Source organism: Anoxybacillus dikiliensis, from assembly GCF_050613275.1.
Lineage (GTDB): Bacteria > Bacillota > Bacilli > Bacillales > Anoxybacillaceae > Anoxybacillus.
Genome location: NZ_CP187112.1, coordinates 647,054 through 673,908, shown reverse-complemented (window position 1 = coordinate 673,908; position 26,855 = coordinate 647,054). Strand labels below are relative to the sequence as shown.

36 protein-coding genes and 2 pseudogenes are annotated in these 26,855 nt (G+C 43.8%); 17 read left to right on the top strand and 21 right to left on the bottom strand.

Going from position 1 to position 26,855, the window contains the following annotated elements:
- Positions 1 to 475 precede the first annotated feature (475 nt).
- The 3 genes from ACPF7I_RS03640 to ACPF7I_RS03630 all read right to left on the bottom strand — a co-directional run bounded on the left by ACPF7I_RS03640 (position 476) and on the right by ACPF7I_RS03630 (position 1,259).
- Entirely contained in the window at positions 476 to 730 is a 255-nt protein-coding gene (locus tag ACPF7I_RS03640; RefSeq protein WP_430744762.1) for a stage VI sporulation protein F, read from the bottom strand.
- Positions 731 to 819: 89 nt separating this feature from the next.
- Positions 820 to 948, bottom strand: coding sequence for a YjcZ family sporulation protein (locus ACPF7I_RS03635; protein WP_009362140.1), 129 nt, complete (start codon positions 946 to 948; stop codon positions 820 to 822).
- 68 nt (positions 949 to 1,016) lie between these two features.
- Positions 1,017 to 1,259, bottom strand: a complete 243-nt coding sequence (locus ACPF7I_RS03630) for a hypothetical protein (protein ID WP_430744764.1) — start codon at positions 1,257 to 1,259, stop codon at positions 1,017 to 1,019.
- Positions 1,260 to 1,345: 86 nt separating this feature from the next.
- On the opposite strand from ACPF7I_RS03630, the gene ACPF7I_RS03625 reads away from it, so the two are divergent.
- Complete coding sequence (locus tag ACPF7I_RS03625; RefSeq protein WP_430744765.1) at positions 1,346 to 1,666, top strand: thioredoxin family protein; 321 nt, start codon at positions 1,346 to 1,348, stop codon at positions 1,664 to 1,666.
- A gap of 566 nt (positions 1,667 to 2,232) precedes the next feature.
- A pseudogene (locus tag ACPF7I_RS03620) lies at positions 2,233 to 2,525 on the top strand (transposase); the annotation flags it as partial.
- A gap of 208 nt (positions 2,526 to 2,733) precedes the next feature.
- Here the strand turns inward: ACPF7I_RS03620 and ACPF7I_RS03615 are convergent.
- The 9 genes from ACPF7I_RS03615 to ACPF7I_RS03575 all read right to left on the bottom strand — a co-directional run bounded on the left by ACPF7I_RS03615 (position 2,734) and on the right by ACPF7I_RS03575 (position 7,132).
- Positions 2,734 to 3,591 (bottom strand): DUF421 domain-containing protein, encoded by an 858-nt coding sequence (locus ACPF7I_RS03615; protein WP_430744767.1) that lies wholly within the window; start codon positions 3,589 to 3,591, stop codon positions 2,734 to 2,736.
- Positions 3,592 to 3,593: 2 nt separating this feature from the next.
- Positions 3,594 to 3,800, bottom strand: a complete 207-nt coding sequence (locus tag ACPF7I_RS03610) for a DUF1657 domain-containing protein (protein WP_003395328.1) — start codon at positions 3,798 to 3,800, stop codon at positions 3,594 to 3,596.
- Positions 3,801 to 3,806: 6 nt separating this feature from the next.
- Positions 3,807 to 4,163: a stage V sporulation protein AE gene (gene spoVAE, locus ACPF7I_RS03605; RefSeq protein ID WP_012575626.1), complete on the bottom strand. Its 357-nt coding sequence runs from the start codon at positions 4,161 to 4,163 to the stop codon at positions 3,807 to 3,809.
- Positions 4,160 to 5,176 (bottom strand): stage V sporulation protein AD, encoded by a 1,017-nt coding sequence (gene spoVAD / locus ACPF7I_RS03600; RefSeq protein WP_430744769.1) that lies wholly within the window; start codon positions 5,174 to 5,176, stop codon positions 4,160 to 4,162. The genes spoVAE and spoVAD overlap by 4 nt, the downstream gene beginning before the upstream one ends.
- On the bottom strand, positions 5,173 to 5,655 hold the full coding sequence (gene spoVAC, locus ACPF7I_RS03595; protein ID WP_430744771.1) for a stage V sporulation protein AC: 483 nt from the start codon (positions 5,653 to 5,655) through the stop codon (positions 5,173 to 5,175). The genes spoVAD and spoVAC overlap by 4 nt, the downstream gene beginning before the upstream one ends.
- Positions 5,656 to 5,667: 12 nt before the next feature.
- Positions 5,668 to 6,123, bottom strand: a complete 456-nt coding sequence (locus tag ACPF7I_RS03590) for a YhcN/YlaJ family sporulation lipoprotein (RefSeq protein WP_430744772.1) — start codon at positions 6,121 to 6,123, stop codon at positions 5,668 to 5,670.
- Between the two features lie 58 nt (positions 6,124 to 6,181).
- Complete coding sequence (locus ACPF7I_RS03585) at positions 6,182 to 6,385, bottom strand: DUF1657 domain-containing protein (protein ID WP_042534447.1); 204 nt, start codon at positions 6,383 to 6,385, stop codon at positions 6,182 to 6,184.
- 81 nt (positions 6,386 to 6,466) lie between these two features.
- On the bottom strand, positions 6,467 to 6,658 hold the full coding sequence (locus ACPF7I_RS03580) for a holin (RefSeq protein WP_430744774.1): 192 nt from the start codon (positions 6,656 to 6,658) through the stop codon (positions 6,467 to 6,469).
- 207 nt (positions 6,659 to 6,865) lie between these two features.
- Positions 6,866 to 7,132, bottom strand: a complete 267-nt coding sequence (locus ACPF7I_RS03575; protein WP_430744776.1) for a spore coat protein regulator protein YlbO — start codon at positions 7,130 to 7,132, stop codon at positions 6,866 to 6,868.
- Between the two features lie 156 nt (positions 7,133 to 7,288).
- Here ACPF7I_RS03575 and ACPF7I_RS03570 point away from each other — a divergent pair, with 156 nt between their 5' ends.
- Together ACPF7I_RS03570 and ACPF7I_RS03565 are read left to right on the top strand one after the other, a co-directional pair.
- Positions 7,289 to 8,008 (top strand): hypothetical protein, encoded by a 720-nt coding sequence (locus tag ACPF7I_RS03570; RefSeq protein ID WP_430744778.1) that lies wholly within the window; start codon positions 7,289 to 7,291, stop codon positions 8,006 to 8,008.
- Positions 8,009 to 8,498: 490 nt separating this feature from the next.
- A complete protein-coding gene (locus tag ACPF7I_RS03565; RefSeq protein WP_219985520.1) occupies positions 8,499 to 9,173 on the top strand; it encodes a hypothetical protein in 675 nt (224 codons plus the stop codon).
- Positions 9,174 to 9,193: 20 nt separating this feature from the next.
- Here ACPF7I_RS03565 and ACPF7I_RS03560 read toward each other — a convergent pair whose 3' ends face one another.
- Complete coding sequence (locus tag ACPF7I_RS03560) at positions 9,194 to 9,526, bottom strand: DUF1360 domain-containing protein (RefSeq protein ID WP_430744780.1); 333 nt, start codon at positions 9,524 to 9,526, stop codon at positions 9,194 to 9,196.
- A 124-nt stretch (positions 9,527 to 9,650) separates the two neighbouring features.
- Here ACPF7I_RS03560 and ACPF7I_RS03555 point away from each other — a divergent pair, with 124 nt between their 5' ends.
- From ACPF7I_RS03555 to ACPF7I_RS03540, 4 genes and pseudogenes are all read left to right on the top strand, one after another.
- Positions 9,651 to 9,983: a hypothetical protein gene (locus ACPF7I_RS03555; RefSeq protein WP_430744781.1), complete on the top strand. Its 333-nt coding sequence runs from the start codon at positions 9,651 to 9,653 to the stop codon at positions 9,981 to 9,983.
- Positions 9,984 to 9,993: 10 nt separating this feature from the next.
- Positions 9,994 to 11,271: pseudogene (locus ACPF7I_RS03550) on the top strand (UDP-glucose dehydrogenase family protein); the annotation flags it as partial.
- On the top strand, positions 11,268 to 12,212 hold the full coding sequence (locus ACPF7I_RS03545) for an NAD-dependent epimerase/dehydratase family protein (protein WP_430744782.1): 945 nt from the start codon (positions 11,268 to 11,270) through the stop codon (positions 12,210 to 12,212). The pseudogene ACPF7I_RS03550 and the gene ACPF7I_RS03545, both read left to right, overlap by 4 nt.
- Positions 12,212 to 13,348 (top strand): glycosyltransferase family 4 protein, encoded by a 1,137-nt coding sequence (locus ACPF7I_RS03540; RefSeq protein ID WP_430744783.1) that lies wholly within the window; start codon positions 12,212 to 12,214, stop codon positions 13,346 to 13,348. The genes ACPF7I_RS03545 and ACPF7I_RS03540 overlap by 1 nt, the downstream gene beginning before the upstream one ends.
- On the opposite strand, the gene ACPF7I_RS03535 is transcribed toward ACPF7I_RS03540, so the two are convergent.
- The 3 genes from ACPF7I_RS03535 to mgtE all read right to left on the bottom strand — a co-directional run bounded on the left by ACPF7I_RS03535 (position 13,332) and on the right by mgtE (position 15,987).
- Positions 13,332 to 13,688: a CotO family spore coat protein gene (locus tag ACPF7I_RS03535; protein WP_003395351.1), complete on the bottom strand. Its 357-nt coding sequence runs from the start codon at positions 13,686 to 13,688 to the stop codon at positions 13,332 to 13,334. The two genes, ACPF7I_RS03540 and ACPF7I_RS03535, sit on opposite strands and share 17 nt — an antisense overlap.
- Before the next feature lie 100 nt (positions 13,689 to 13,788).
- Positions 13,789 to 14,565, bottom strand: a complete 777-nt coding sequence (gene fabI, locus ACPF7I_RS03530) for an enoyl-ACP reductase FabI (protein ID WP_430744785.1) — start codon at positions 14,563 to 14,565, stop codon at positions 13,789 to 13,791.
- Between the two features lie 90 nt (positions 14,566 to 14,655).
- Entirely contained in the window at positions 14,656 to 15,987 is a 1,332-nt protein-coding gene (mgtE, locus tag ACPF7I_RS03525) for a magnesium transporter (RefSeq protein ID WP_430744787.1), read from the bottom strand.
- 112 nt (positions 15,988 to 16,099) lie between these two features.
- On the opposite strand from mgtE, the gene ACPF7I_RS03520 reads away from it, so the two are divergent.
- The 4 genes from ACPF7I_RS03520 (at position 16,100) to prpE (ending at position 19,765) form a co-directional block, all read left to right on the top strand.
- Positions 16,100 to 17,263: an FtsW/RodA/SpoVE family cell cycle protein gene (locus ACPF7I_RS03520; protein ID WP_430744789.1), complete on the top strand. Its 1,164-nt coding sequence runs from the start codon at positions 16,100 to 16,102 to the stop codon at positions 17,261 to 17,263.
- A gap of 178 nt (positions 17,264 to 17,441) precedes the next feature.
- A complete protein-coding gene (locus ACPF7I_RS03515) occupies positions 17,442 to 18,548 on the top strand; it encodes an amidase domain-containing protein (RefSeq protein WP_430744790.1) in 1,107 nt (368 codons plus the stop codon).
- Positions 18,549 to 18,573: 25 nt separating this feature from the next.
- The gene (locus tag ACPF7I_RS03510) at positions 18,574 to 18,960 is read left to right on the top strand and encodes a hypothetical protein (protein ID WP_430744792.1); all 387 of its coding nucleotides are present in this window, start codon (positions 18,574 to 18,576) and stop codon (positions 18,958 to 18,960) included.
- 67 nt (positions 18,961 to 19,027) lie between these two features.
- Positions 19,028 to 19,765, top strand: a complete 738-nt coding sequence (gene prpE, locus ACPF7I_RS03505; protein WP_430744793.1) for a bis(5'-nucleosyl)-tetraphosphatase PrpE — start codon at positions 19,028 to 19,030, stop codon at positions 19,763 to 19,765.
- Here prpE and ACPF7I_RS03500 read toward each other — a convergent pair.
- The 5 genes from ACPF7I_RS03500 to ACPF7I_RS03480 form a co-directional block, all read right to left on the bottom strand.
- Positions 19,762 to 20,640 (bottom strand): RluA family pseudouridine synthase, encoded by an 879-nt coding sequence (locus tag ACPF7I_RS03500; RefSeq protein ID WP_430744795.1) that lies wholly within the window; start codon positions 20,638 to 20,640, stop codon positions 19,762 to 19,764. The two genes, prpE and ACPF7I_RS03500, sit on opposite strands and share 4 nt — an antisense overlap.
- 54 nt (positions 20,641 to 20,694) lie before the next feature.
- Entirely contained in the window at positions 20,695 to 21,849 is a 1,155-nt protein-coding gene (tnpB, locus tag ACPF7I_RS03495) for an IS200/IS605 family element RNA-guided endonuclease TnpB (RefSeq protein WP_430744796.1), read from the bottom strand.
- Positions 21,850 to 22,030: 181 nt separating this feature from the next.
- Positions 22,031 to 22,819: an NAD kinase gene (locus ACPF7I_RS03490; protein ID WP_430744798.1), complete on the bottom strand. Its 789-nt coding sequence runs from the start codon at positions 22,817 to 22,819 to the stop codon at positions 22,031 to 22,033.
- A gap of 6 nt (positions 22,820 to 22,825) precedes the next feature.
- Positions 22,826 to 23,464, bottom strand: a complete 639-nt coding sequence (locus tag ACPF7I_RS03485) for a GTP pyrophosphokinase (protein ID WP_430744800.1) — start codon at positions 23,462 to 23,464, stop codon at positions 22,826 to 22,828.
- A gap of 12 nt (positions 23,465 to 23,476) precedes the next feature.
- Positions 23,477 to 23,833, bottom strand: coding sequence for a hypothetical protein (locus ACPF7I_RS03480; protein WP_430744801.1), 357 nt, complete (start codon positions 23,831 to 23,833; stop codon positions 23,477 to 23,479).
- 127 nt (positions 23,834 to 23,960) lie between these two features.
- Here ACPF7I_RS03480 and ACPF7I_RS03475 point away from each other — a divergent pair, with 127 nt between their 5' ends.
- The 5 genes from ACPF7I_RS03475 (at position 23,961) to ACPF7I_RS03455 (ending at position 26,831) form a co-directional block, all read left to right on the top strand.
- Positions 23,961 to 24,551, top strand: a complete 591-nt coding sequence (locus tag ACPF7I_RS03475) for a CYTH domain-containing protein (RefSeq protein WP_430744802.1) — start codon at positions 23,961 to 23,963, stop codon at positions 24,549 to 24,551.
- Positions 24,548 to 25,159 (top strand): lytic transglycosylase domain-containing protein, encoded by a 612-nt coding sequence (locus ACPF7I_RS03470; RefSeq protein WP_430744804.1) that lies wholly within the window; start codon positions 24,548 to 24,550, stop codon positions 25,157 to 25,159. Before ACPF7I_RS03475 ends, ACPF7I_RS03470 begins: the two co-directional genes overlap by 4 nt.
- A gap of 56 nt (positions 25,160 to 25,215) precedes the next feature.
- Entirely contained in the window at positions 25,216 to 25,617 is a 402-nt protein-coding gene (locus tag ACPF7I_RS03465; protein ID WP_430744806.1) for a globin, read from the top strand.
- Complete coding sequence (locus tag ACPF7I_RS03460; RefSeq protein WP_430744807.1) at positions 25,604 to 26,446, top strand: ClpXP adapter SpxH family protein; 843 nt, start codon at positions 25,604 to 25,606, stop codon at positions 26,444 to 26,446. Before ACPF7I_RS03465 ends, ACPF7I_RS03460 begins: the two co-directional genes overlap by 14 nt.
- A gap of 220 nt (positions 26,447 to 26,666) precedes the next feature.
- Positions 26,667 to 26,831: a hypothetical protein gene (locus tag ACPF7I_RS03455; protein ID WP_430744809.1), complete on the top strand. Its 165-nt coding sequence runs from the start codon at positions 26,667 to 26,669 to the stop codon at positions 26,829 to 26,831.
- Positions 26,832 to 26,855: the final 24 nt, after the last annotated feature.

Here is a 26,855-nt window from a genome sequence, read left to right as displayed (position 1 = left end):
TGTGTTCATCATGACGAACTGAATGCCAAGGGCTATTTTCTCTTGATTGTTCAGTCCTTCCGAATCGTTCTAGACCGATTCGTACTATGACCTCTGCTGACTTCTGATGGTTCAGCTACCTATCACTAAGTAGGTTATGAAGCGTACTTCACGTATCCATCAGACCTCCTCGGGTAAGAGTGCAATCTTTCCTTCCATCTATCTGCTTCATTTACTCTGTATCACCTTCGGCAGAAAGGACTTTGTTTTGTCATGCAAACTCATCCAATGATACCTAGCCTTGTATGAAGTTCGTGTTCCTCAGACCGGAAGTTTGCCGCTCGCTTCCTTCAGATTCCGCGTCACCACGGACACCCTTGCGTTAAGCTAACTGCTACTTCTGCCTTCGCAGTTCGGGACTTTCACCCTAGAGATTGCACCCATGCCGAGCGCACACGAAAGCGAAAAGCCTCGTCTAAGACTTTTCGCTTTTTCGTTATTTTTTATTTAACATGTTCGCGATCGTATTGAAGTCCATTTGTTTTCCGTTGTTGATAATCGATTGAACAATTTTATCTTCCAATTCTTTCGGCACGTTGCGATTCGCAATTTGCGCGACGCGTTTGACGATGCCGCGCACCGTTTTTTCGTCTTTAAAGTTTGCGTTTTGCAATGAATTGGCGAGCGCAAAAATATCTTGCATATTGACGCCCGTTTTCTTTTCAATATTTTTAAAAAAATGTTGATCCATCTTTCTCCGCCTCCTTCATTTTTCTTTTTCAGCATATGAAAAACAAAAAAAAAACGTTCCAAAGGTGTGACCCTTTGGAACGCCCCTTCTTAGTGAACGAACGCTGCACCAACGATAATCAATAAGATGAACAATACAACGATTAACACGAATGTTGAACCGTATCCGCCGCCGTAGCCGTAGCCACCGTAACCATATCCGCAATATCCGAAGCCCATGAGACTCCACCTCCTTCAACGTTGTCGCTTACATCATATGCTTAGAAATGAATTTGGTATGGGCGCTCCTACAAAAATTCCTCTCCCCGCTGTAACATGCGGGCGAACTGCTTTTCTTTTTTCGCAAAAAACGCTTCCGCATCGCTCATGTTTGCTTGAAACTGTTGAAATAGCATTTCATTTATTTTTTCAAGTTTGTTTAGCGTCATCTCCATCTCTTTTCCCCATGCATCAAACGCCTTCATAAACGCATCGTGTTTTTGATGTTTTGCCCGCGCATACGATTGCAGTTCTTTTTCCAATCGATCCATCGTTTTTCCCCCCTTGCTTTTTCATACGTAAAAAACGAAAACATGTGCTAGAATAAAAGACGAAATCAAAAGAAAGGACGTGTCATATGGAACGACTACAAGACGCACAACAATTTAAACAAGCGATCGCCTCAAGCACACCTGTTGTCGTTAAATTTTTTACAACATGGTGCCCAGATTGCGTACGAATGGATCAATTTATGGATGAAGTCATTGCCGCTTACCCGCAATTCACATGGTATGACATCAATCGCGACGATGTGCCAGACATTGCGGAAACATACAGCGTTATGGGCATTCCGAGCTTGCTTGTATTCCAAAACGGCGAAAAAATCGCCCACTTACATAGCGCCAATGCAAAAACACGCGAACAAGTCGAGGAGTTTCTTCAAACGATTAAAGGCTGACAAATGATGTCAGCCTCATGACATTTCATGATTCATTCTTTACCAAAGCAACGGGCTCTAGTTGGTATTTATTAATGCGAAAAACTCGGTCACACAAAATATCTATATACCCGTGGTGCTAGTTGAGCGCTAGCGCTCAACTAGCACCACGGGTTAAACAAATAATAAAATCTACATAGGAGGTAGAATAAATGATATTTCAAAGAATAATATTACCTTCAATAACATTGCTATTAGTGATCTGTCACATAACTATTCTCTATTTTTGGGTTTTTGATTGGAAAAAACTGATTACTAACTATGGTTTAATTATATGGATTGGTTCAACTTTTTTAGGCATTTTAATCTATATGACTTACCGAATTTTAAAATCGAATACGAAAATATTTGTAATTGCCAAGAAGGCAATACTTTTTTCTACTTTGATGGTAATTATTCTAGGTCTTATTGCTATAATCATTGAGTTAATCACAAGTTCCATGCCATAAAATGATGTTAGTCTAGATTATAGACACAACGAATAGAGAAATGTACAGTAAATCTATCAATGATGAGGGGTGTCTATAATGACAAGACGTTTTGATAAAGAATTCAAAATACATGCAGTAAAATTAGTGGTCGAGGAAGGAAAGGCGGTCGCTCAAACCGCAAGACAACTCGATATTTCGCCAAAAACTCTTCATAAATGGGTCGCAGATTATAAAAAAGATGATGAGCATAGCTTTGTGGGGAGTGGAAACCTCAAGCCGGAAGATCGTGAAAAGCGTGAACTTCAAAAACGCATTCGGGATCTGGAGGAGGAAAACGCGATCTTAAAAAAGGCCATGAGCATCTTCGCCAAAAACCACCTTTACCATACAGGAAAATTCGCATTTTTTGTCCCCTCTATTTTCTCTATGCACACCTACCTTAAATGATCAAGTACAACTTGTGGTGAAGAGCCTTTTAGAAATATTTTTTACAATATTTGGGTATGAAAAAACCCAGATGGAGAGGGGATCATGTATTTACCTAAAAAACAAAAATACCGCCCCTATGCCTATTCGCATGAGAGCGGTGTTTATCTTTCACATAAGAAACGGCTGCAGTTTTTGAATAAGCTGCTGCATTTGTTTCGCTTGTTGTTCGTACATTTGTTTCGCTTGTCTATCGTTCGTTTGTAAGGAGAACAGCTCGAAATCGGCTTCTGCTTTTTTCATTGATGCAAGCAATAGTTGCTTTTGTTGCGGCTCTGGTAGTTGCATGCGGTCGTCGTATAGATCGACGGTCAATTGGCCGTACGAATCGACTTGAGCTAAAAAGACGTTTTCACCGGCGACGCCCATTTGATCGAGTTGTTGCTTCAACCAGCCGCGACTTAAACGGGCGGTCGCGAGCGGCTCATCTAAAATTTCGCCGTCCATAATGACGGTTTGTGGCTCTTTTTCGCGCGGAACGTACGGTGCGACGTCCCCGATCGTTAGCGGCTGCTTATCGCGCTTTAGTAAAATGCTTAAATCGCCGTTTGCTTCAAGCGTCGCAAATTCCACGTCAGCAACGCGAAACACATCTTTTTTCCGCAACTGTTCAAGCAATTCGTCCGCCGTATATTTCTCTTTTTTCAAATTATCTTCTAAAATTTTTCCGTCTTTAATAAATACAGTTGAATTTCCTTCGACAAAATCGCGAAATTTTTTGCTTCGTAACGAAATGATCGAAATGACGACGGGGAAAAGCGACCAAATTAAAATGCTCGTAATCCCTTCCGTTAACCGAATATCTAAATCCATCGACATCGAGCCAGCGATATCCCCGATCGTAATGCCGACGATATATTCGAAAAACGACAGCTTTGACAACTGTTTTTTCCCTAACAATTTCGTAATAATAAACAGTCCGATTAAAATGCAAATGGAGCGAATCGCCACTTCTAACCATGCTGGCATATTTACATCCCCTTATATTGCGGCTCCTCGCGCTCAAGCGTCGATATTCGCCCTTTCAGCGCCGCAATCATTTGTTCCGTTTCAAGCATCGCTTCATGAAACGCCCGCTGCGCTTCTTCGTTTGTCGAAGTGAGCGCCAACTGTTGCAACGTCGCATGAATGGCCTTCATGTTCGCTAAACTTTGCTTTACTTGTGAACCAATCGTCATCTTCCTCTATCCTTTCGGTTTAAATAATAATGCGCCAATAAAACCGAACACGATCGCCGCTGAAATGCCGGCGCTCGTCACTTCAAACATGCCGGTTAACACCCCGACGATGCCATGCTTTTCCGCTTCTTGCATCGCCCCGTGCACGAGCGCATTCCCGAAGCTTGTAATCGGAATCGTTGCCCCTGCGCCTGCAAAATCAATAAGCGGCTCGTACAACCCAAATCCGTCTAAAATCGCTCCGGCAACAACGAGCGCGCTTAACGTATGCGCAGGCGTTAACTTAAACACATCAAACATTACTTGCCCGATGACGCAAATAAGCCCACCAACAACAAACGCCCAAAAAAACATCGCCATCATCCATGATCGCCTCCATATTCAATCGCCACCGCATGGGCGATGCACGGAATCGTCTCCCCTTGTTGAAACGTAAGCGGCGACAAAAGCGCACCTGTCGCAACAACAAGCATGCGCCGAATTTCCCCACGCTTCATTCGGCTAAGTAAATGCCCGTACACGACCGTCGCAGAACATCCTGCCCCGCTTCCGCCCGACAACACCGGCTGCCCTTCGCGGTAAATGATTAATCCGCAATCTTGATACCGTTCTTCTTCAAGTTCCATCCCATTTTTCCGCAATAAATCGAGCGAGACGGTGCGGCCGATGTTTCCTAAATCGCCTGTGACGATTAAGTCATAATGCGACGCATCGACTTGCATATCGCGCAAATGCGCCTCAATTGTATCAACAGCCGCTGGCGCCATCGCTCCCCCCATATTAAACGGATCGGTCAATCCCATATCGACGACGCGCCCGATCGTTGCGGACGTAATGCGAGGTCCATCACCTTCGCTGCCAACTAACGCCACACCAGCGCCCGTCACCGTCCATTGTGCCGTCGGTGGCTTTTGCCCTCCGTATTCGGTCGGATAGCGAAACTGTTTTTCAACCGCTGTATTATGGCTTGCCGCTCCTGTCAATATGTACTTCGCCCCGCCGTAATTGACGATAAACGCGCTTAGTGCAAGCGCCTCCATCGATGTTGAACATGCGCCAAATACGCCGAGATACGGGGTGCTAAGCGTGCGCGCCGCAAAGCTTGAAGGGGTCATTTGATTAATTAAATCGCCACAAATAATAAACTGCACTTGTTCCTTTTCGATGCGCGCTTTTTTCATCGCTTGAAAAAACGCTTCTTCAAACAACACTTTATGCGCTTTTTCATACGAATCTTCCCCAAGCCAAAGGTCTTCATGCAGCAAGTCAAAATCATCAGCAATGTTTCCGTTCGCCTCAAACGGTCCGCCGACTGTGGCGGTGGCGACAATGACGGGACGGTTTTCAAACACCCACGTGCGATGCCCTTTCATCATCCGAGACCACCCCATTTCACCGCGATCGTTTTAATGAGCGCCACGATGAACGCGGAAAACGTGCCGAACAAAATAACTGAACCGGCAAGTTTAAACATATTCCCGCCGACACCGAGCACAAATCCTTCCGTCCGATGCTCAATCGCAGCCGAAATGACAGCGTTGCCAAATCCGGTGACAGGCACCGCGCTTCCTGCCCCGGCAAACTGCGCCAATCGATCATATACGCCAAAACCGGTCAAAAGCATCGCTAAAAACACCATCGTTGCGACAGTCGGATTGCCGACAGTTTTTTCTGTGAAATCGAAAAAGTACATATAAAAATAAGAAATGGCTTGTCCGATGACGCAAATGAGCCCGCCGACAAAAAAGGCGCGCACGCAATTTTTCAACACCGGACGCTTCGTTTCGCGCGCTTGTTCAAACTGATGATATTGTTGTTGTACAGGCGTTAAATGTTTTCGTTTTTCGTTCGCCATCCTCTCACCTCGCTACGTTTGTTCTTCACTCAATTTTTGAATGACCGTCACTTCTTTTTCGATTTCTTTTTCACTTATATTTTTCGTATCTATTTTTTCTTTTAACGCTTTCGTTTTCCAAAAAATTTTTAAATCGTGCGATGCGATCACTTTTTCGCCAAATGCCTCGTTCAGCGCTTTGCTTACCTCTTTTTCAATTTGTTTCATGCGGAAGCGTTGCATATGCTTCACTTGATACGCAACAAGCAGCCGTCCGTTCGCTTCGACTGCAACCGCATCTTTTACATCGCGTCGTGCTTTCAACATCTCGACCGCTTTTTTTGCGTGCCGTTGGTCGCTTCGTTTCGCGCTTCCGTCATGGCTCACGTTTGTGATGTTTTCTTGTTGAAGCGACTGTTTTTGTTCTTTTTGTTCATGCGCACAACTCATAAGAAAAAACATACTCATAAGTACAAACCATTTTTTCATGGCGTTCACCTTTCTATTCATGTAACGAAAGGGCGTCCCGATTGGACACCCAAATGACTTACTGTTTATATTGTGGCTCTTCTTGTTCAATTTCTTGCACGCGCGGAGCAATTAAATCAACGATCGCTTGCGTTTGTTGTGCCGCTTGTTGATACAATTGTTTCGCCTTTTCATTTTCCGTTTGCAGAGCGAACGTTTCAAAACTTGCCTGGGCTGATTTTAGCCCCGCCAACGTTTGTTTTACAGAACTTGCGACAGTCATATGAAAACCTCCTTCGTTTTTTCATCACATAGCATGCGCGGATACGAAAAAGTTATACAAAAAAATAGCCCCTTAAAGGAGCTAACGTTTATCGCGAAATCCGTTCCCAAGCGATGGATTATTTAAAATGCCTGCCATGACTAAAATGCTTAAAAACGCATTCCATAATTGCTCATATTTTCCTAAATCAATATCGACGCCAAACGTTTGCAAGAAAAGCGGTATGAAAGCGCCGATCGCTAACCATAGCCCGTAGTTTTTAAAGCGCTCCATCTTTTTCCCCTCCCCGCTATTGCTTCAATTTTTTCCCGCATCCGCAACCGCCTGTTTTTTTCACAGGAGCAGGTGATGATGTGTATACTTTCGCTGTTTGTGTACCGCCAAGAACAACCGGTTTTTTCTTTTCCATAGCAAACCCTCCACAACATGTAAGATACAATAGCATATGAAAAAGATGGAGCGAGTGACTATGCCTTTTTCCTATTTCTTTTTTTCTGCAAATGAAAACGGCGTCGAAAGCGGCGGTTGCGCCCCTTGCTTTAACGCTTGTTGGCGTTTGACGGTATGCATAAACCACGAATCCGTCCCTTGTCCGAATAGCTGTTTCGTTAACTGTTCCAGCTGCTTTTTTAGCTCTTCATTTTCTTTTCTCAACCGCTTCATTTCTTCATAACGTTGTTCACTTAACGCTGCCAATTCTTTTAATAATACATTTTCCGCCCGCAAGACGTCTAACTCGTTTTGCATATGCCTCCTCCTCTCTACTACATAACAATTCAATGACGCGCCTATTTATGACAAAAAAATTCCGCACTTATCCCTGCACACTTACCTACCTTTCTCATACTATACAGTAGTCCCGATACATGCGACGGGAAAAACTGAAATTAGGAGGAACGAGGCATGACGCATCATAAAGAGCGTAAAGAAAAAGTGTGTATTAAAACACGCAAAGTGTATGACTGGGTTACTCGTCAAATCGATGTGCCGTTGCGTAGTTTTTCAAATGGGGATTTGGAAGCGATCTTTCCAGAAAGCAAATGTCCGCGCCATGGGCAAACGGTTTGTGACTTTTTCGCGTCTAACGGCTTAAGCGCTGGCGATTTCTCGATTCGCTGCTTCTTAACAGACGATGAAGGAAACCGCATCGATCAAACAGTAGATAACAATGCTCTCATTTGCCAAGAAATTTTGCAACCAAACGGCCGTCAACCGGTGCACGTTACGCTTCCATCCGGAGATACAGTCACATTGCAAAAAGTAAAAGCGCTTGTGAAAGGTCACGTCGTCGTGCAAGTCGTAAACGCAAACGGCCACGTCGTTTGTGAATCAAACCCAATTCCATTTGCGACAGCACAAACATTTATTTTATGCGCACCAGAAGGAACGACGCTCGACTGCCACATTTCATTTTTCGAATGTGACGCCAGCTTAATTTGCACTGACAACTTCTCACAGCTCGATGTATCGATTACATTATGTTTAGAAGTGCAAATGGAAGCCGACGTAAAACTTGAAGTCGAAGCACGCTACTGCCAACCGCGCGAAGAAATTTTAGAAGCAACACTTTGCCCAACAGACAAATTCCCACCGCAATGCCCAGAAGTATTCCCGGCACATTAATAAGTAAAGCAGGCTCACATATAGCCTGCTTTTTTATATGAACATATAGCTTATCATCGTATATATGCAAGCCATCCAAAAAGAATAAGAACGATAGCACGTATTTTTCATTTCTTCTGAAGATCTATTCCACATATATCCGCTACCATGTATATAAAAAAGAAAGCTTGTGGCGACCAGTCCGACAAGAAACGTCCATTCCATATATGGAACACCTGTTTTTTGGCTTGCTGCATATGGAACAAAAAACAAAAATAACATCGTCCCCAGCAAAGAAAGCCATCTCTGCATTCGATCACACCTTTATTTTGGTATATATGACACATTATAAAATAAAATGAATATTGAAACAACGGAAAGAGAAGGTGGATTGAAATGATAAGAAAAATATTGGTCGTATTTTTCATTTGCTCGATGTTTATCGTTCAACCGATTCATATCGCTCCAAATGGCTGGCAAGGATGTCCAGAATGTTTATAGGAGGAACATAATGAACAACCAACATATTCAACTCCAACAAAAAGTGATTCATTACCGCTCGGAAGTGGCAAAATATAAACAGCTATTGCAACTTGTCGAAACGGAGTTAAAGCGCGAGCAATTGCGCAATCAATATGTGCAAAAAAAACTTGAGCAACTAGACGAATATGAACAAACGATTGAACGGTTAAAACAACAACTTCTTTTTTACGAAGTGGCGCTTGAGGAAGAAAAACGGCGGAAAAAAGAAATAAAACAAGATGTTGTGCGCACCTATGCTTATTTCACGTACGCTGTCATGATGCCAGAACAAAAAGAGGAAGATGCGATAATTATCGGCGATCTCATCGTCGAAAATAGCGGCAATACACCGCTCAATGACCCGATCATTTGCCTTCGCCTCCGCCCTCCCGATCACGCCCAACTAAGTGGAAAATTTTCATTCCGCCAAATGCAAGAAGAAGGCGGCTGGACATTTGCGGTCGAAAATTGGCGTGAAAAAATGAAAGAAGGGGAATATTGGCTAAAACCAATTGATGAAACAACGCTTTTACCGAACGAACAACTGCGCTTTCCGTCATTTGAACTGCGCATCATCCAAACCGTTGTCGTTGAAGCATTCGTATATTTTCGCCAACTGAAACAAGGGGTATCATCTTCTAATTATATTGTTGTCAATAAATAAGCAGGCGTTCGCCCGCTTTTTTATTTGCTCCATTGTTGGACAACGATTTCGATGAGCGAAGCACCTCCCGCAATCGCTAATATCCACACAAACGGCATGACAATGTACGGGGCGAACATCACGCCAACGTACAACGCCGCTGCGCACCATATCCCTGTACACCAATGGCAACTGAACAGCTCCCCAATCCATTTTCTTATTCCTGTCCCTTTTATCACAATATACGTTTCCCCATCTTGTTCAAATTCTTCATGGAACGGGGCGCGCAAAAACGACGTAATACGGTCATATACAATTAAGCGCGTCAAGCGAAACGAAGCAATACATAAAAGAAAAAAGTGAAACGCATCCATCTTTCTCGCCTCCTCGCTCTACTGTATGTGAGATACGATGAAAAAATGTAGGCAAACCGCCCATTCCCCTTTTCCTTTCCGTACATATAATGCAATGAGATAGACGAAGAAAGGAGTGGAACGAATGTATCGCATTTTTTTCAGCAAAGACTTTTTAGCAAAAAGAAAACAATTAAACGACATATGCTCGACATTGCTCACTCTTCCTGAAGGAACAGAGCTGCACGTGCATACGAACAATCAAACGTATTATCACGCCCAGCTCGCTGCAGTAAACAAAATGACAAATGAAGTGACGCTCCACATCGACCGCTTTTACGAACACGGTGGTGAAACGATAACGATTCATTGCCGCAACATCGCAGCGATCGAGTTTCCTTCCGACGCTCTCGTCGCAGCTGCCGAACAGACGGCGATGGCAATCGGAACGACGAAAATAGACGACGAAGACGAATAAAGGAAGTGAACATATGAACGTCTTAATTATCGGCGCTGGCTATGTTGGACTAACGACAGCTGCAGTGCTTGCCAAACTTGGTCATACCGTCCATTGTGTAGATGAAAATGAACAAAAAATTGCCGCCTTAACACGTGGAGACGTTCCGATTTATGAACCCGGTTTAGCCGAGCTGCTCACCGACCATAAAAGTCGGCTTTTTTTTCATCGTGACGGACAAAAACATATACACGAAGCCGATGTCATATTTATTTGCGTCGGCACACCGCCCGACAACAACGGAAAACCGGACGTGTCACACGTCAACCGTGCCGTCGCTGCGCTTCTTCCTCATTTACACGACCAACAAACGCTCGTTATCAAAAGCACCGTTCCGATCGGCACGAACGAACGCATATACGAGCAGCTAACAAAAGAAGGAAAAAACGTACGCGTCGTCTCTAACCCCGAATTTTTACGGGAAGGGTCAGCCATTTTCGATTCCCTCTATCCCGACCGGATCGTCGTCGGTTTACGTGACGATGATGATCGTTCCCTTTCTGTTATGCAGACGTTATACGCACGTATTCATGCCCCATACGTCGTGACAAGTTTAAGCGGTGCGGAAATGATTAAATACGCCGCCAACGCCTTTTTAGCCACAAAAATTTCGTTCATAAACGAAATCGCCCGCCTTTGTGACGCATACGGCGTCGACGTTGTCGATGTCGCAAACGGCATCGGTCTTGATGGACGAATCGGCCCTCACTTTTTACAAGCCGGCATCGGATATGGCGGATCTTGTTTTCCGAAAGATGTCGCCGCCCTGCAACAAATGGCGTATGAAAAAGCGGTGCGCCCGTACATGATAGAAGCAACAAAAACGATTAACGACACGCAGCTTCATTGGTATATTCAAAAAATAAAGCGGACGTTAGGTACGCTTTCCGATAAACGTATAGCCGTCCTAGGCATCGCTTTTAAACCGAATACAGACGATATTCGCGAGTCGCCTGCCGTATCGCTCATCAAAGCATTGCACAACCTTGGCGCTCATGTCGTGGCGCACGACCCAAAAGCCGTCCTCCCAAACGGCATGAACGTGAAGCAAACAAAAACGATCGATGAAGCGCTCCAACAAGCAGATGCGGTCATCGTCGCGACCGATTGGGATGAGTATAAACAATTAAACTGGGAACAAGTGAAACAAACGATGAACGGAAACGTCGTCGTCGACGGGCGAAATAGCTTACCGCGCAACGATGTTATTCAAGCAGGACTGAACTATGTGGGGGTGGGACGCGGATGAACATACTTGTCACAGGGGCGGCTGGCTTTATCGGCTCGCACGTATGCGAAGCGCTGCTGCCGCATCATCACGTCATTGGCGTCGATTCGTTCATCGGTCCAACGCCAAAACAATGGAAACAAAAAACGATCGACACGTTAAACAAACACGACCATTTTACATGGATCGAAGGCGATCTTTTATCGTTGCCGCTCGTTGACATCATAAAACAAGTCGATGTCATTTATCATTTTGCTGGCATGCCGGGCGTGCGCACAAGCTGGGGAACATCGTTTGATTTGTACACGACAAACAACATATTAGCGACGCAACGGTTGCTTGAAGCATGCAAACAACATCGACCAAAACAGTTCATTTATACGTCCACATCGTCCGTTTACGGTGAAAAAGACGGGCGCGTCGCCGAACATATGACCCCGACCCCTCTTTCGCCATACGGCATTACGAAATTAGCTGGGGAACATTTATGCCGCGTATATCATTCGGAGTTTCATGTGCCGACGACCATTTTGCGCTACTTTACGGTGTACGGTCCGCGCCAACGGCCAGATATGGCCTTTCATCGCTTCATTCGCCATATGTTGTTCGATGAGCCGATCACTATTTTTGGCGATGGCACGCAAACGCGCGATTTTACGTACATTTCCGACTGTGTCAACGGCACGCTCGCTGTGCTTGGCAACGAAAAAGCGATCGGGGAAACGTTCAATATCGGCGGGAAAGAACGAGCTTCGCTAAACGACGTCATCGCTATGCTCGAAGAGATGATCGGAAAACGAGCGAACAAACGATATATGAATCAAGCGATCGGCGAGCCGAAACATACGTGGGCGGACATTTCAAAAGCCGAACGCCTGCTTTCATACAATCCAGCGACGCCATTGCAAGAAGGATTGCGTCATGAAGTCCAATACATTCGCTCGCTTTACGGGAGGTCATAATGCGCATCGCATTCATTTGTACAGAAAAGCTACCGTCCCCAGCGGTGAAAGGGGGAGCCATTCAACTGATGATTGATGGCATCGCCCCATTTCTTGCCGCTAAACATGATCTTACTATTTTTTCGATTACAGACCCATCGCTTCCCACATACGAACGGCGTCACGGCATCGAATACGTACGCGTGCCAAACGAACGGTACGAACACGATGTCGCAAACGAATTAAGCAAACGAACGTTTGACGTCGTTCATGTGTTTAACCGCCCAGCAAACGTTTTACAGTACAAACAAGTGGCTCACGCAAGCCGCTTCGTCACAAGCTTGCATAACGATATGTTTTCGCCGCTAAAAATGAAACGTGACGTAGCTGAACGCGTGCTGGCTGAAGTGGATCTCATCACAACCGTCAGCGCGTACATGAAGCGCACCGTCACGAACCGATACGATGTGCCGGACGATCTCGTTCAAGTCGTCTACTCTGGTGTTGACATTACACCGTACACACCGCCATGGACGGAGGAAGGAAAACAAGTGCGCGCCGACATGCGCCAACGCTTTCGTTTGGAAGGAGATGACGTCATTTTATTTATCGGCCGATTAAGTCGAGCAAAAGGGGTGCACGTGTTAATAGAAAGCATGAATGACGTGCTAGCCTATCATCCGCGTGCGAAACTCGTCATCGTCGGAGGAAAATGGTTTAGCGACAACCGCCCGAACGGTTACGTGCACTTCCTGCACAAGCTCGCTCACCCTTACAAAGATCGCATTTTATTTACAAACTATATCCCTTCCGAACACATCCCGCGCATATTGACGATGGGCGATTTGTTCGTCTGTAGTTCGCAATGGCACGAGCCGCTCGCTCGCGTCCATTACGAAGCGATGGCTGCTGGCGTGCCGATCATTACGACAAATCGCGGGGGAAATGGTGAAGTCATTGAGCAGGACGTCAACGGAATCGTCATTGACGACTACTCATCACCGAAAGCGTTCGCCAACGCGATTAACGAATTGCTTTGCAATAAAGAAAAAGCGCTCGCACTTGCTCGCGAAGGACGAAAACGGGCAGAAACGACGTTTTCATTCGCAAACACAGCCGAGCAGCTTGAACGTTTGTACGTTACGATTTGCCAATAAGCGATACGGATACGATATGTTCTAGCGGGATCGTAATCGTCTTTTCCTCCCCGCTGAATGTAAAAAACACTTTTTTACTATCACATTTTTGAATGATCCCTTCATACGTTCGATTTTTCGTTTTTAATTCGCACGTCACCGGCCGAAGCTCATTTGGCAGCGTCGCTAAAAACTCAATGCGCTCGATCGTATCCATGTCGCGAAAGTTCGCAAACGATGGCGGTGGATACGACGGCTTTTCTTTTTTTGTCCGAAACGTCTGTTGCATATAGCACGTTTTCGGCCCTAAATTCGGCTGAACGATATACAACAACGGTGCATTTTCCACATGCTTTTTCATTCCCACACCCCTCCTTTTTACGACTACTATATGCGCAAAAAGAAACGGGCATGCCATCATACGTAAAAAGCTGTTTGGCATCGACCAAACAGCTTTTTCATTACCGCGCTAAAATATGATAACCTGAGTCGACGTGAATCGTTTCGCCTGTGACGCCGCGCGATAAGTCGCTAAATAAAAATAGAGCAGTATCGCCTACTTCTTCTTGTGTCGTTGTACGGCGTAACGGTGCGCGTTCTTCAATTTCTTTTAAAATCGAGTTAAAGTCGCCGACGCCTTTGGCAGATAATGTGCGAATCGGACCGGCGGAAATGGCGTTGACGCGAATGCCGTATTTGCCTAAGTCGTTTGCTAAATATTTGACGCTCGCTTCCAGCGACGCTTTCGCTACACCCATGACGTTATAGTTTTGTACGACGCGCTCGCCTCCTAAATACGTTAACGTGACGATGCTTCCGCCTTCCGCCATTAACTCTTTCGCCGCTTTCGCCACAGCTGTTAATGAATATGCGCTAATGTTGTGCGCCAGCAAAAATCCTTCGCGATCCACGTTCATATATTCGCCTTCTAAATGCTCTTTATTCGCAAACGCGATACAATGCGCAACGCCGTGAATGACGCCTACTTGTTCTTTTATTTGCGCAAAGCACGCTTCAATTTCTTCATCTTTCGTCACATCGCACGGTAACACAAGAGCTGTGTCATCTTCTAACGTCGCGACTAATTTTTTCACTTCATTTTCAAAACGCTCGCCTGCATATGTAAAAATTAATCGCGCCCCGGCTGCATGAAGCGCACGCGCAATGCCCCAAGCGATGCTTCGTTTATTTGCGACACCCATGACGACATACGTTTTCCCATGTAACGATAATTGCATATTCGTTCATCCCCTTAAATTATGATTTGTTATTAGAACCTAGTATTAATATGATTATAACAAAAAATTCCCTACTTTCAAATAGGGAATTTATAATAAATAGTCCATAAACATTGTCGCTAAGCCAAAATAAATAAGAATGCTAATTAAATCGTTAATCGTCGTAATAAACGGACCAGAAGCAACGGCCGGGTCGATGCGCAGCTTATGCATCGCAAGCGGAATGAGCGCACCCGCAACGGTCGCTACTGTTAATGTCGCAAACAACGCCAATCCGACGAGCACCCCTAAAAAAAACTGCTGCTTCCATACGTACACGACAATTGTAATGACGATGCCGCAAGACAAGCCGATCAAAAGCCCCGTTAACGCCTCGCGCGCAAGCATACGCCATTTTCCTTCTTTTTTTAAATCCCCCATCGCCAACCGACGCACCGCTACCGCCAATGATTGCGTCCCTGTATTTCCAGACATTCCTGCAATAAGCGGAATAAATACAGCTAAAATGGCAACTTTTTGCAATGTGTCTTCAAAACGGCTAATTAAATTGGCCGTCATCATCCCTAAAAACAATAAAATAATGAGCCATGGCAGACGCTTTTTCGCCGCTTCGAACGGGGTGTATTGAATATCGACATCAGGAACCCCTGCCAATTTCGAATAGTCGTCTGTCGCTTCTTCAGAGATGACGTCGACAATGTCGTCCACGGTAATAATCCCAAGCAAATGATTGTTCGCATCGACAACAGGAAGCGCTAAAAAATCGTAGTTTTGCATTTTGCGCGCCACATCTTCTTGGTCTTCATCAACGAGCACAGACACGACTTGATCGTTCATAACATCATAAATCATCGCATCATCATCCGATGTCAGCAATTCCCGGAGCGACAATACCCCAACGAGCTGCCGTTGTTCGTTAACGACGTACAAATAATAAATCGTTTCCGCATGCGCCGCTTCTCTTTTTAAAATTTGCATCGCCGAACGTACCGTTTGATTCGCATGAATGGCGATATATTCCGTTGTCATAATGCTTCCGGCCGTATATTCTTTATAATGAAGTAGCCCTTGAATATCTTTGGCCGCTTCATCATCCATAATCGTTAAATAATTCGCTACTTCGTTTTTATCTAATTCATTCAATACGTCCGCCGCATTGTCGGCATACATGTGCGCAAGCATTTGCGCGACAAACAACGGATCCATTTCCGATAAATAAACTTTATACTCGTCTTCTTCCACGTCGAGATGGTCAAAAATTTCCGCCATTTCTGCTGGCGACAAATATTCGTACATGCGCTTTCTCACTTCGGGACTTTGTTCAACGTAAAACTTCGCCCGATCGTACGGATGCAATTTCAAAAAATGCTGACGGAACAATTCCATTTGTTCGTCATACAACGCTTGTACAATATGCTCCATCCTTTTCCGCCTCCTCTCGACAAAAATCGCTTTTTTTATTATGCGCGAATCTTTGCCAACTTGCAAGCGACAATGTAAAATGATAGTGCATCATCAAACAGGGGGAACTGTAATGGAAAATGAAAAAACCGTTCAATCAAAAATAGATTATCATTTACTATTTATTTTATTTTTAATCGCAATCGTGAGCGCCATCGCCATTGAAAGTGCGCGCGAGACGCTCCCTGCTAAACTTCAACATATTAACTTTGCGCAAAAACAGCTCATGTGGTACGGCGTCGGTGCCGTCGTCATTGCGGTGACGATGCTTGTCGATTATGACCGTCTGTTTAAAATCGCTTGGTATTTATATGGTTTTGGGATGATTCTTTTGCTTGGATTAGAATTAAACGTTCCGGGTACATTAACGATTAAAGGGGCAACGAGCTGGTACAGCCTTCCGGGCGGAAACTTCCAACCTTCTGAGCTGATGAAAATTTTTATGATTATCGTCATTAGCCGCATTATCGTCAACCATCGGGAAAAATATCATGACCCAACGGTGCAAGACGACTTGAAATTACTTGGGAAAATCGCGCTGTCGCTACTGCCGCCGCTATTTTTGCTTGCCCGTCAGCCAGATATGGGCATGTCGATGGTGTTTATGGCGATTGCCGGCTCGCTCATTCTTGTTTCAGGTATTCGCTTGCGCATCATCGCAGCGATTGTCGGTCTCGCTGTCCTTGGAGCGACTGCGTTTATCGTGGCGTTTTTATATTTTCCAGATGTGTTAAAAATCAAGCAATATCAATTAAACCGTTTTTACGGTTGGCTGAATCCGTATGAATATGCGAGCGAACAAGGATTTCAGCTCATAAAATCGCTTCTTGCGATCGGCTCAGGGGAATTATACGGAAAAGGGTATAAAAATTTAGACGTCTATTTGCCAGAGTCGCATACCGATTTTATTTTTAGCATTATCGGAGAGCAATTTGGCTTTATCGGGGCAAGCATCGTCGTTTCGCTCTTTTTCTTATTAATTTACCGCATGATTCAAATTGCGTTAGAGTGCCACGATCCGTTTGGCAGCTATTTATGCGCGGGCGTCATCGGCATGATTACGTTCCAAGTATTCCAAAACGTCGGCATGACGATCGGGTTGCTGCCAATTACCGGCCTTCCGCTTCCGTTCGTCAGCTACGGTGGAAGCTCGCTCGCAACATACATGCTTGCGGTTGGGCTCGTCCTAAACGTCCGTTCTCGCACACAAAAATTTATGTTTTCTGCAGAACAATAGGAGAGGTTTAGACTTTGTCACCTCCCCTATTGTTTTTCACATCTCGTCTCCTCTCACATATAAGACGACGTACTACCATAATTATGGTAAATAATCCCTATTGAAATAATTTTTACTTACATGTTATAATTATTCTTGATTTATAAAATTTTCTTTCAGAAAAAAAGGAGGTTTCTATATGAGAAATATTTTCATCTCAACTCTCTCTGTTTTGCTTTTCTTTTTCATTCTTCCTCTTTCTACTACTTTAGCCCATAACAATATAAGTGAGCAAGAGAAAAATAAAGTTGTTCAAGAAGCTTTAAAAGTTATTGAAAAAAGATACAACTCTCTTATTTCTCAACAACAAGAAGAAAGTGAAATACTTCAACTGAAAAACACTAATTCGCAATTAAGATTAGAAAATATTATAACGAGAGATAAAAATTATATAAACGAACTAGGTGCATCCTACAAGAAAATAGAAATTTTAAACGTAGATGATATACAAATAGATAAAATGAATGACACAATCAAATTGAGCTTACGTGTGGAGGTAGCTAAATACTACCAGTACAAAAATAAAAAACAGATGGAGGAACATCCATGGCTAGAGACAAGAACACATGAGTTTGTTTTCTCTTTTAACGAAAACAAAAGAAACGATTCATATTTACTAGTTGACTACAAATTTGAGGATGAAATGGACTACTCCGATGAACAATCTCCAAATCTCAACTTACCTACAATCGAAGAGATGGCTAAACAGCACACTGTTGCTGTTAAAACAACTAACGATATAAGTATAATGTCCACGCAACATTTGTACAATCGATCAGGAGCTAAATCATATGCATACAATTGGTATAACAAAAATAACCCTGACTTTAGAGTCTTTGCAAACAACTGCACAAATTTTGTTTCACAAGCAATTAACCGTGGTGGTGGGGTAAATATGGATTGGTGGGGTGATTTGCGTTGGTGGTATCAAGGTACTCAAAACACTACAAGTTGGTCTGTTGCTCATGACTATGTATATTATGCAAGAAGGAACGATGATGCTGGTGGATTAGGTGCTTATTATATAAGTAATGTAAAAGATTTGAAAATAGGTAGTCTTGTTGGATATGACTTTGACAACGATGGTTATTTCGATCACCTTTCTATTGTAGTGAATTATGATAGCAACGGAGAACCTTTGACTGCTCAACATACTCCAAGTGACTATAACCGCCCTTGGAAATCAGTCAATCCGTCAGCAAAACATTACTTTATTCAAACAAATGATTACTGGTATTCAAATTAAACAAATTTAAAGCGGGGAAAAAACATTGAAAAAATATATGTTGTTGTTCACGTTGTTAGCTTTCTTTATAGGATGTAGTCATAAAGACATCCCAATGTACAATGGATTTCCAATTCCTGAAGGAGCAAAAGTTATAAAAATAGATAGCGATAAAAGTAAGGTACATCCTGTCTTTATCGAACAAGCTATGTTCCAATTAAAAGAGCCTATGTCACCTGACTTAATACCGTCTCATCCTTTCTATCAGATAATTGTGAATGAGGGTTGGAAAGATGAAGAAGCGATAAAGAAGATTGGTGAAAATCGTTATATGTTTAGTAAGGATGATCGACTTATTCAAGTAAGTATTTATAACGACAAAATGACAATTACGGAATATGATCCAAAAATCTTTTGGCAAAAAAATGAGTAGTCCCCAGCGCGTATTGCCCTGGGGATTTGTTGTACATAATGAATAGTAAAAAAGGGAAGATCAATAGATGATATACGACATTATCGGAGATATTCACGGCTGTTTTCACGAATTCATGTTATTAACAAAAAAGCTTGGCTACGTTTTGGAAAACGATATCCCCATTCATCCGAACGGACGAAAGCTTGCGTTCGTCGGCGATTTAGCCGATCGCGGTCCGCAGTCATTACGAGTGATTGACACCGTCATTGCGCTCGTTCAACAAAATAAAGCGGTGTACGTTCCGGGCAACCACTGCGACAAGCTATATCGTTTTTTTCTCGGTCGAAACGTACAAATTACGCACGGGCTTGAAACGACGGTAGCGGAGTGGGAACAAGCAGATGAGAAAACGAAAGAGCGCCTTCGTACGCAGTTTATGACACTGTACGAACAAGCGCCCCTTTATGCCGTCTTAGATGGTGGAAAACTAATCGTTGCCCATGCTGGCATTCGCGCAGATTACATCGGAAAATTCCATCAAAAAGTAAAAACGTTCGTTTTATACGGCGACATTACAGGCGAAAAACATTCAGACGGCTCCCCCGTTCGACGCGATTGGGCAAAACATTACCGCGGCGACGCGCTTATCGTATATGGGCATACACCTGTGAAAAAACCGCGCTGGCTCAACAACACCGTCAACATCGACACCGGCTGCGTATTCGGCGGACAGCTAACAGCGCTTCGCTATCCAGAAATGGAAACGGTCTCTGTTTCATCGACGATGCCATATGTCGCTGAAAAATTTCGTTCATTTGACTAAAGCAAGCTCGCCATATCGTCTGGAAGCGGCGTGTGAAACGTCATTGTCTTTTCAAGAAAAGGATGAACAAACGTCAGCTCACAACTATGCAACGCTTGGCGATCGATTTTGGCGCGCGAACCGCCATATAAATCATCGCCAACGAGCGGATGGCCAATGTACGAAAAATGGACGCGAATTTGATGCGTCCGCCCCGTTTCTAATTGAATCGACACGTGCGTCATATCGTTTTTATATTGCAATACTTCATAATGCGTCACCGCACGCTGACCATCCGCTCGCACTTGCCGCTCGATGATGCTATCCCCTTTTCGTCCAATCGGCGCATCAATCGTTCCAACGAGCGGGGTGACATACCCGTGGCAAACGGCTTCGTAGCGCCGTTTCACTTTTCCTTTTTTTTGTTGTTCACTTAGTAAATGATGCACATGGCGATGCTTCGCCACAAGCACAAGCCCTGATGTGTCGCGATCAAGCCTTGTGACGATATGGACGGTCGTTTGTAACTGTTGCTTTTCGTAATGAAACAATAGCGCATTCGCAATCGTTCCATGCGGATGTTCACGCGACGGAATCGTCGACATATGCGGCGGCTTGTCGATGACGATGACGTAATCGTCTTCATACACAATTGAAAGCGGAATCGGCTCTGGAAGCATGTCGGCGCTTCTTTTCTCGGGCGGAAACGATACGCACACTTCATCCCCCTCTTTTAGCACGTAGCGAACGGTGACGCGCTGACCGTTTACTTCAATATTTCCCCCTTTAAACTTAATGTCTGTCAACGCTGTTTTCGAAATATGCTTTTCTTTTAAAAATTCCCTTACAGCCATTCCATCTTGTTGCTTTGTCACAATCCAACGAAGTTGAAACATACGAATCCCTTTCTACTGATTGAACTACCACTAGGCTAAAGCCATAGTGGATTCCTACGAACACCGAAAGTTTTTTCGGTTATTTAGTAGGCGATCCCCACAGTTCCTGCGGTTAAGAAGCCTAATCGCTTCGTTTTTAATATTGATACTTGCGTTCACATCTCGGTCGTGATGAGTATGGCACACAGGACATTCCCATTCACGCAAAGCAAGATGTTTCACATCTTTGTTTTGATAGCCACAGCACGAACAAAGCTGGCTAGATGGAAAGTTTTTTGCTACGGTTACGATCTGTTTCCCATACCATCTAGCTTTGTATTCAATCATGGCTTTAAACATTGACCAAGATACCTCTTGAATCGCTTTTGCAAGGTTATGATTTTTTAGCATATGGCTTACAGACAAATCTTCCATCCCGATGATGTCGTGGTTTTTGACAATCTCGGTGGAAATTTTGTGCAAGTAATCATGTCGTGCATTTGTTATTTTTTCGTGCAATCGTGCAACTTTTATTCGTTGCTTATTCCAATTCGAGCCACCTTTTTTTCGTCTGGAAAGAATACGTTGTGCTTTTGCTAGCTGTTCTTCTAGCTTACGAAGCCATTTCGGGTTGGCGTACTTTGTTCCATCAGAAAGAACGGCGGATTCCTTCAACCCAACATCGATGCCAACGGCTGAACCCGTTTTAGGCAACGCTTGCACGTCAGTTTCAACCAAAATGGACACAAAGTATTTCCCGCTCGGATTTCGTCTAATCGTAGCAGACAAGATACGCCCTTCTACTTCACGACTTTTTGCAAAACGAACAAGGCCAAGTTTAGGTAGCTTGATGTGTTGATCTAGCACAGCAATATTTCCATTTGTGTATCTAGTCGTATAGGATTGTACAGGATTCTTTTTAGACTTGAAACGCGGCTTGTCGTTTTGCTTCTTAAAGAAACGAGAATAAGCATCATCCAGATGCTTGAGTGAAGATTGAAGTGCGATACTATCCACTTCTTTTAACCAAGTGAATTGTTTCTTTAATTGCGTCAATTGAGAAGAACAAGCGTTGTAAGTTAATCCTTTACCTGTTTCTTGATAGGTTTCATTCCATTTTGCTAAAAAGTGGTTAAACACAAATCGACTACAACCAAAAGTTTTAGCAATCAGGATTTCTTGTTCTTTATTTGGATAGATGCGAAATTTATATGCTTTGTTGACCAGCATTGACTTCACCTCCTTTAGGTATATGTTTATTATACATCTAGTGTATTATAGTTTTGCAGGTGCAGTTTATGAACTGATCCGTAAAGGCTTGAAAAAGCAATGAAATACATCCATACATTGAAACACAAGGCGACTAGGGCTTACATCCCCTAGCCTAAAGACATAGGGGTTTTACGCCCAATCATATAAATGATTCGCGCACGCGCTTCCAAAACGGAAACGGACGAAAGCGAGCGAAACGAATTTTTTCATCGGCGACGCGGCATTGAATCGATTTGACATCTTTATGCAATAACGATAAATGGTCGATCGTAATTTGAAAATCGACGTTGTTGACCGGCTTTAACATGCACGTATGATGCGCGGGCAAAATAAGCGGCGAACCGATCGTACGAAAGACGCGATTGTTAATGGACGCCATTTCCGCCACTTGAATCGCCTCTAACGACGGATGTAAAATGGCGCCCCCAAGCGCTTTATTGTATGCCGTGCTTCCCGACGGCGTCGAAATACATAACCCATCTCCGCGGAACGTTTCAAATAAATCGCCGCGAATTTCGACGTCCATCACAAGCGTGCCGCTCACGCTTTTAACCGTACATTCATTCAGCGCTAAATATTTTGCCTCGCGCCCGCCACCGACATATCGAATCGTTACTTCTAAAAGCGGATATTCAACGACTTGATATGGCGTTTTTGCAATCGCAATGACGAGCTTTTCAATTTCATCCGGCACCCAATCGGCATAAAATCCTAAATGTCCTGTATGCACGCCGACAAACGCTGTCTGTTCCAGTCGACTTCGATAACGATGAAACGCATACAATAACGTCCCATCTCCCCCGACAGAAATGACGATATCTGGCTCATCTTCATCATACGTGAAACGAAAATCCGTTAAATATGTACGAATTTTATACATACATTCGTTTGATATCGCATCCCCTTTTGATATGACCGCAAATTTCACGCGCCATCACTCCTCGTTATCTTTTAACTCTTGTTTGCGCGAAAACGCCGCTTGCGCCTCTTGAATTTCAAAACGAATTTTCGACATTTCTTCATCTAACAAATACGCGGCTTCCGCTGCCCGCTGCAATCGTTGTTTAATATCTTCCGGAAATTTGCCGCTATACTTATAGTTTAACGAATGTTCAATCGTCGCCCAAAAATTCATCGCAAGCGTTCGAATTTGAATTTCCACTAAAATGTTTTTCTCTCCATAAATCATTTGCACCGGATAACGAATAACGACATGATACGAACGATAGCCGCTCTCTTTTTTTTGCGTAATATAATCCCGCTCTTCAACAATTGTAAAATCGTTTCGTTGCCGAAGCAGGTGAACGACCGTTTTAATGTCATCAACAAATTGACACATCATGCGCAAGCCAGCAATATCTTGCATTTGTTGTTCGAGTTGATCGAGCGGAATATTTTTCTTTTGCGCTTTATCTAAAATGCTCGCAATCGGTTTCACTCTTCCTGTCACAAATTCAATGGGAGAATGTACGCCTTGCATTTCAAATTGAGCGCGCATCCCTTTTAGCTTGACTTTCAGCTCTTCGACCGCCTGTTTGTACGGGGCTAAAAAAAATTCCCAATGCTTCTCCACAAAACCACCTACTTATGCGAAAAATGCCGTTACCGCCTGTTCCATTTTTTCACCGTAGTTTGCATTCTCTTTAATATTGTCAATTAAGTATGCCACTTCTTCATGAATGCCTTCTAATTCGATCGTCGCATCACGCCCAACGAGAAAGATCGGCTCGTTTGTCGCGAGCACTTCTTTTAACGCTTCCCACACCGCTTTTGGCATGACGACATAAGCGAACGCTTCTTCTGCCTCTAATATGTATACGAACGCACACGCATCGGAATCGACAAGCATATGCCGTTTTGGTTTCAACCCTTGAAGCGATTCGTCACACGACATAACCCATCCGTTTTCTTTTTTCTCTGCTGAATGTACATATATTTTCATGTTCTTTCCTCCGTCATCCATGATGTCCGCCTTTATTTTACCACATTTCGCCTACCGATGTTCACTAGTTGCACTTTTTCATGGATATGTCGATAATAAAAGTAGAATGACGTAAGGAGAAGAACAAATGAGGCACGAATTAGAAATTGAATTTAAAAATATGTTGACGGCTGACGAGTTTGCTCGTTTAACGACGGCGTTTGCGGTGCGCGATGATGAATGGAACGTGCAACAAAATTATTATTTTGACACCCCAGACTTTCAATTAAAACGACAAAAAAGCGCATTGCGCATTCGCATGAAAAACGACACATATACATTAACATTAAAACAACCATATGAAGACGGACTGTTAGAAACGCACGAACGATTAACAAAACAAACAGCTAACGCGCTCATTTCAGGCACGCAACGACTTGAAGGCGAGATGGCGCGCACGCTGCAATTGCTTCATATTGACCCGACAGCTGTCGTTTGCTTCGGGGCGCTGACGACACGCCGCGTCGAACGCCCGTATAAAAACGGCACGCTCGTTTTTGACTTTAGCGAATATATGAACGTGTCGGACTATGAAGTCGAATACGAAGCAACAGATCGAACAGAAGGCGAAAACACGTTTGCGGAGCTATTGCAGTCGTTTCATATTCCAAGACGACAAACGAAAAATAAAATTGAACGATTTTACGAAGCAAAATACGAAACGGAGCGATCGTCATGAACGTGCAACAAATGAAATTGCTTTTAGAGCTACAAGCGTTGCAACATTTACAAGGAAAAAAAGAAGCGCCAGCGACATCGTTTCACGATCTTTTTCGCGAGCTGTTAGCAACCGAAACAGAGGAAGAAACAGAAACGATACGCCCATCCCTTCCACTCATGACAACGGAAGAAACGCATGCGCCAACATATGAAAAAGTAAGCGCATCAGGTCATCAAAACAGCATACAGCAATGGATTGACGAAGCTGCTACAAAATATGATGTCGATCGGAAGCTCATTTATGCGGTCATTCGTCACGAATCAAACTTTAACCCAGAAGCAAAAAGTCGCGCAGGGGCGATGGGGCTTATGCAGTTAATGCCGAGCACGGCGCGCATGCTAGGGGTGCAAGACGCATTCGATCCGAAACAAAACATTGAAGGCGGGACAAAATATTTACGCCAACTTCTCGATCGTTATGACGGGAATATGGCGCTTGCGCTCGCGGCCTATAACGCAGGGCCTGGAAATGTCGATAAGTACGGAGGCATTCCACCTTTTCGTGAAACGATGAGCTACGTCAAAAAAGTGATGCAAACGTACTATGCTACGAGTCGCATCGTTTGAGATTCAACAAAGTCGTTGTTACAATATTGATATATTTCGGCAAAGGAGTTTTCTGTATGTTTCAATCCCCTTATGAAGCGCTTGGAGGCGAACAAGTTGTCGCAAAGCTCGTCGATGCCTTTTATGAACGAGTGGCGAAACATCCTGACTTAGCGCCTATTTTTCCGAAAGACTTAACAGAAACAGCGCGAAAACAAAAACAATTTTTAACGCAATATTTAGGCGGCCCTCCGCTATATACAGCCGAACATGGACATCCGATGTTGCGCGCTCGCCATTTGCCGTTTCCGATTACGCCAACGCGCGCGAAAGCGTGGCTTGCTTGCATGCATGAAGCGATGGATGCAATCGGACTAAATGGACCGGTACGTGATGAATTGTATCAACGGCTTATTTTAACTGCCCAACATATGATTAACACCCCAGAGGATGAGCGAAAGGAGCATGAAGGTGAATGAAAAACGAATCGATAAGCAAGAAGGAACGACAAAACGGCTAGAAATTTACTTATTTGTCGATCCTCTTTGTCCGGACTGTTGGGCGCTCGAACCTGTTTTAAAAAAGCTTTGGATGGAATATGGGCAATATTTTACGTTGCGCCACGTCTTAACAGGGCAACTCGATCGGCTCAACGGCGTGGCGTATAAACGAATTGATCGGCATGCGACGCGCACAGGCATCGCATGTGATGATCGGGTGCTACTTGAAGCACCTCTACCTATTCCGTATGTCGCCTCGCTCGCCGTTAAAGCAGCAGAATTGCAAGGACGGCAAGCAAGCATCCGTTTTTTACGTCAACTTCAAGAAATTGTATTTATCCAAGAAAAAACAATGACAGACACGAGCACGCTCATCCAATGCGCCATCGATGCCGGTTTAGACGTACAAGAATTTATAAACGATTTATCTTCACCGATCGCTGTCAAAGCGTTTCAATGCGATTTAAAAATTAGTGCGGAAATGGATGTTCGCGACGTCCCTACGCTCGTCTTTTTCAATGAAAATATTGAAGAAGAAGGGATTAAAATTTCAGGCTGTTATCCGTACGACGTATATGTCGATGTAATCCGTGAAATGCTTGGATTTCATCCCCAACCATCCCCGCTTCCACCAATTGAGCAGTTTTTACATCACGCTCAGTTCGTGACAATCGATGACATTGCGATGGTGTATAACATTCCGCGCTGCAAAGCGGAGTGTGAATTAAAAAAGCTACGTTTAAAACAAAAAGTGGAACAAATTGGCTCGTTTTGGCGCTGGATTGACAAAGAAAAAAGACTCGGCTAACACCGAGTCTTTTTTCTTTGTCATAAAGACAACAAAGGGGATGGGAGAAATTTTTCACGGTCAAACAAAGGGGTATAAGTTTGTTTGATTGTGATTCACTTCACGTTTATATATTAACAAACTCCGCTATGTCTTGACAAGTGTTTTATTCATTTGTCACATATTTGTCATATTTCTTTTTCACCTCCTCTATTATAAATAGAGAAGAAGGAGGGATTCGATGGTTATTGTATATATCGTCTGGATCGTCGTTGCGCTCATTATTCACTTTTTTGCATTAATGCGGTTATTTCCGTTGTTCATATCGATTCCGTTTCTATTCCTTTCTTTCTTTTCTTTTTTTACTTATCTCAACAACCGCCACCGCTTTCGTGGATTTCGTTAATAAATAAAAGGCGACCGGATTGTC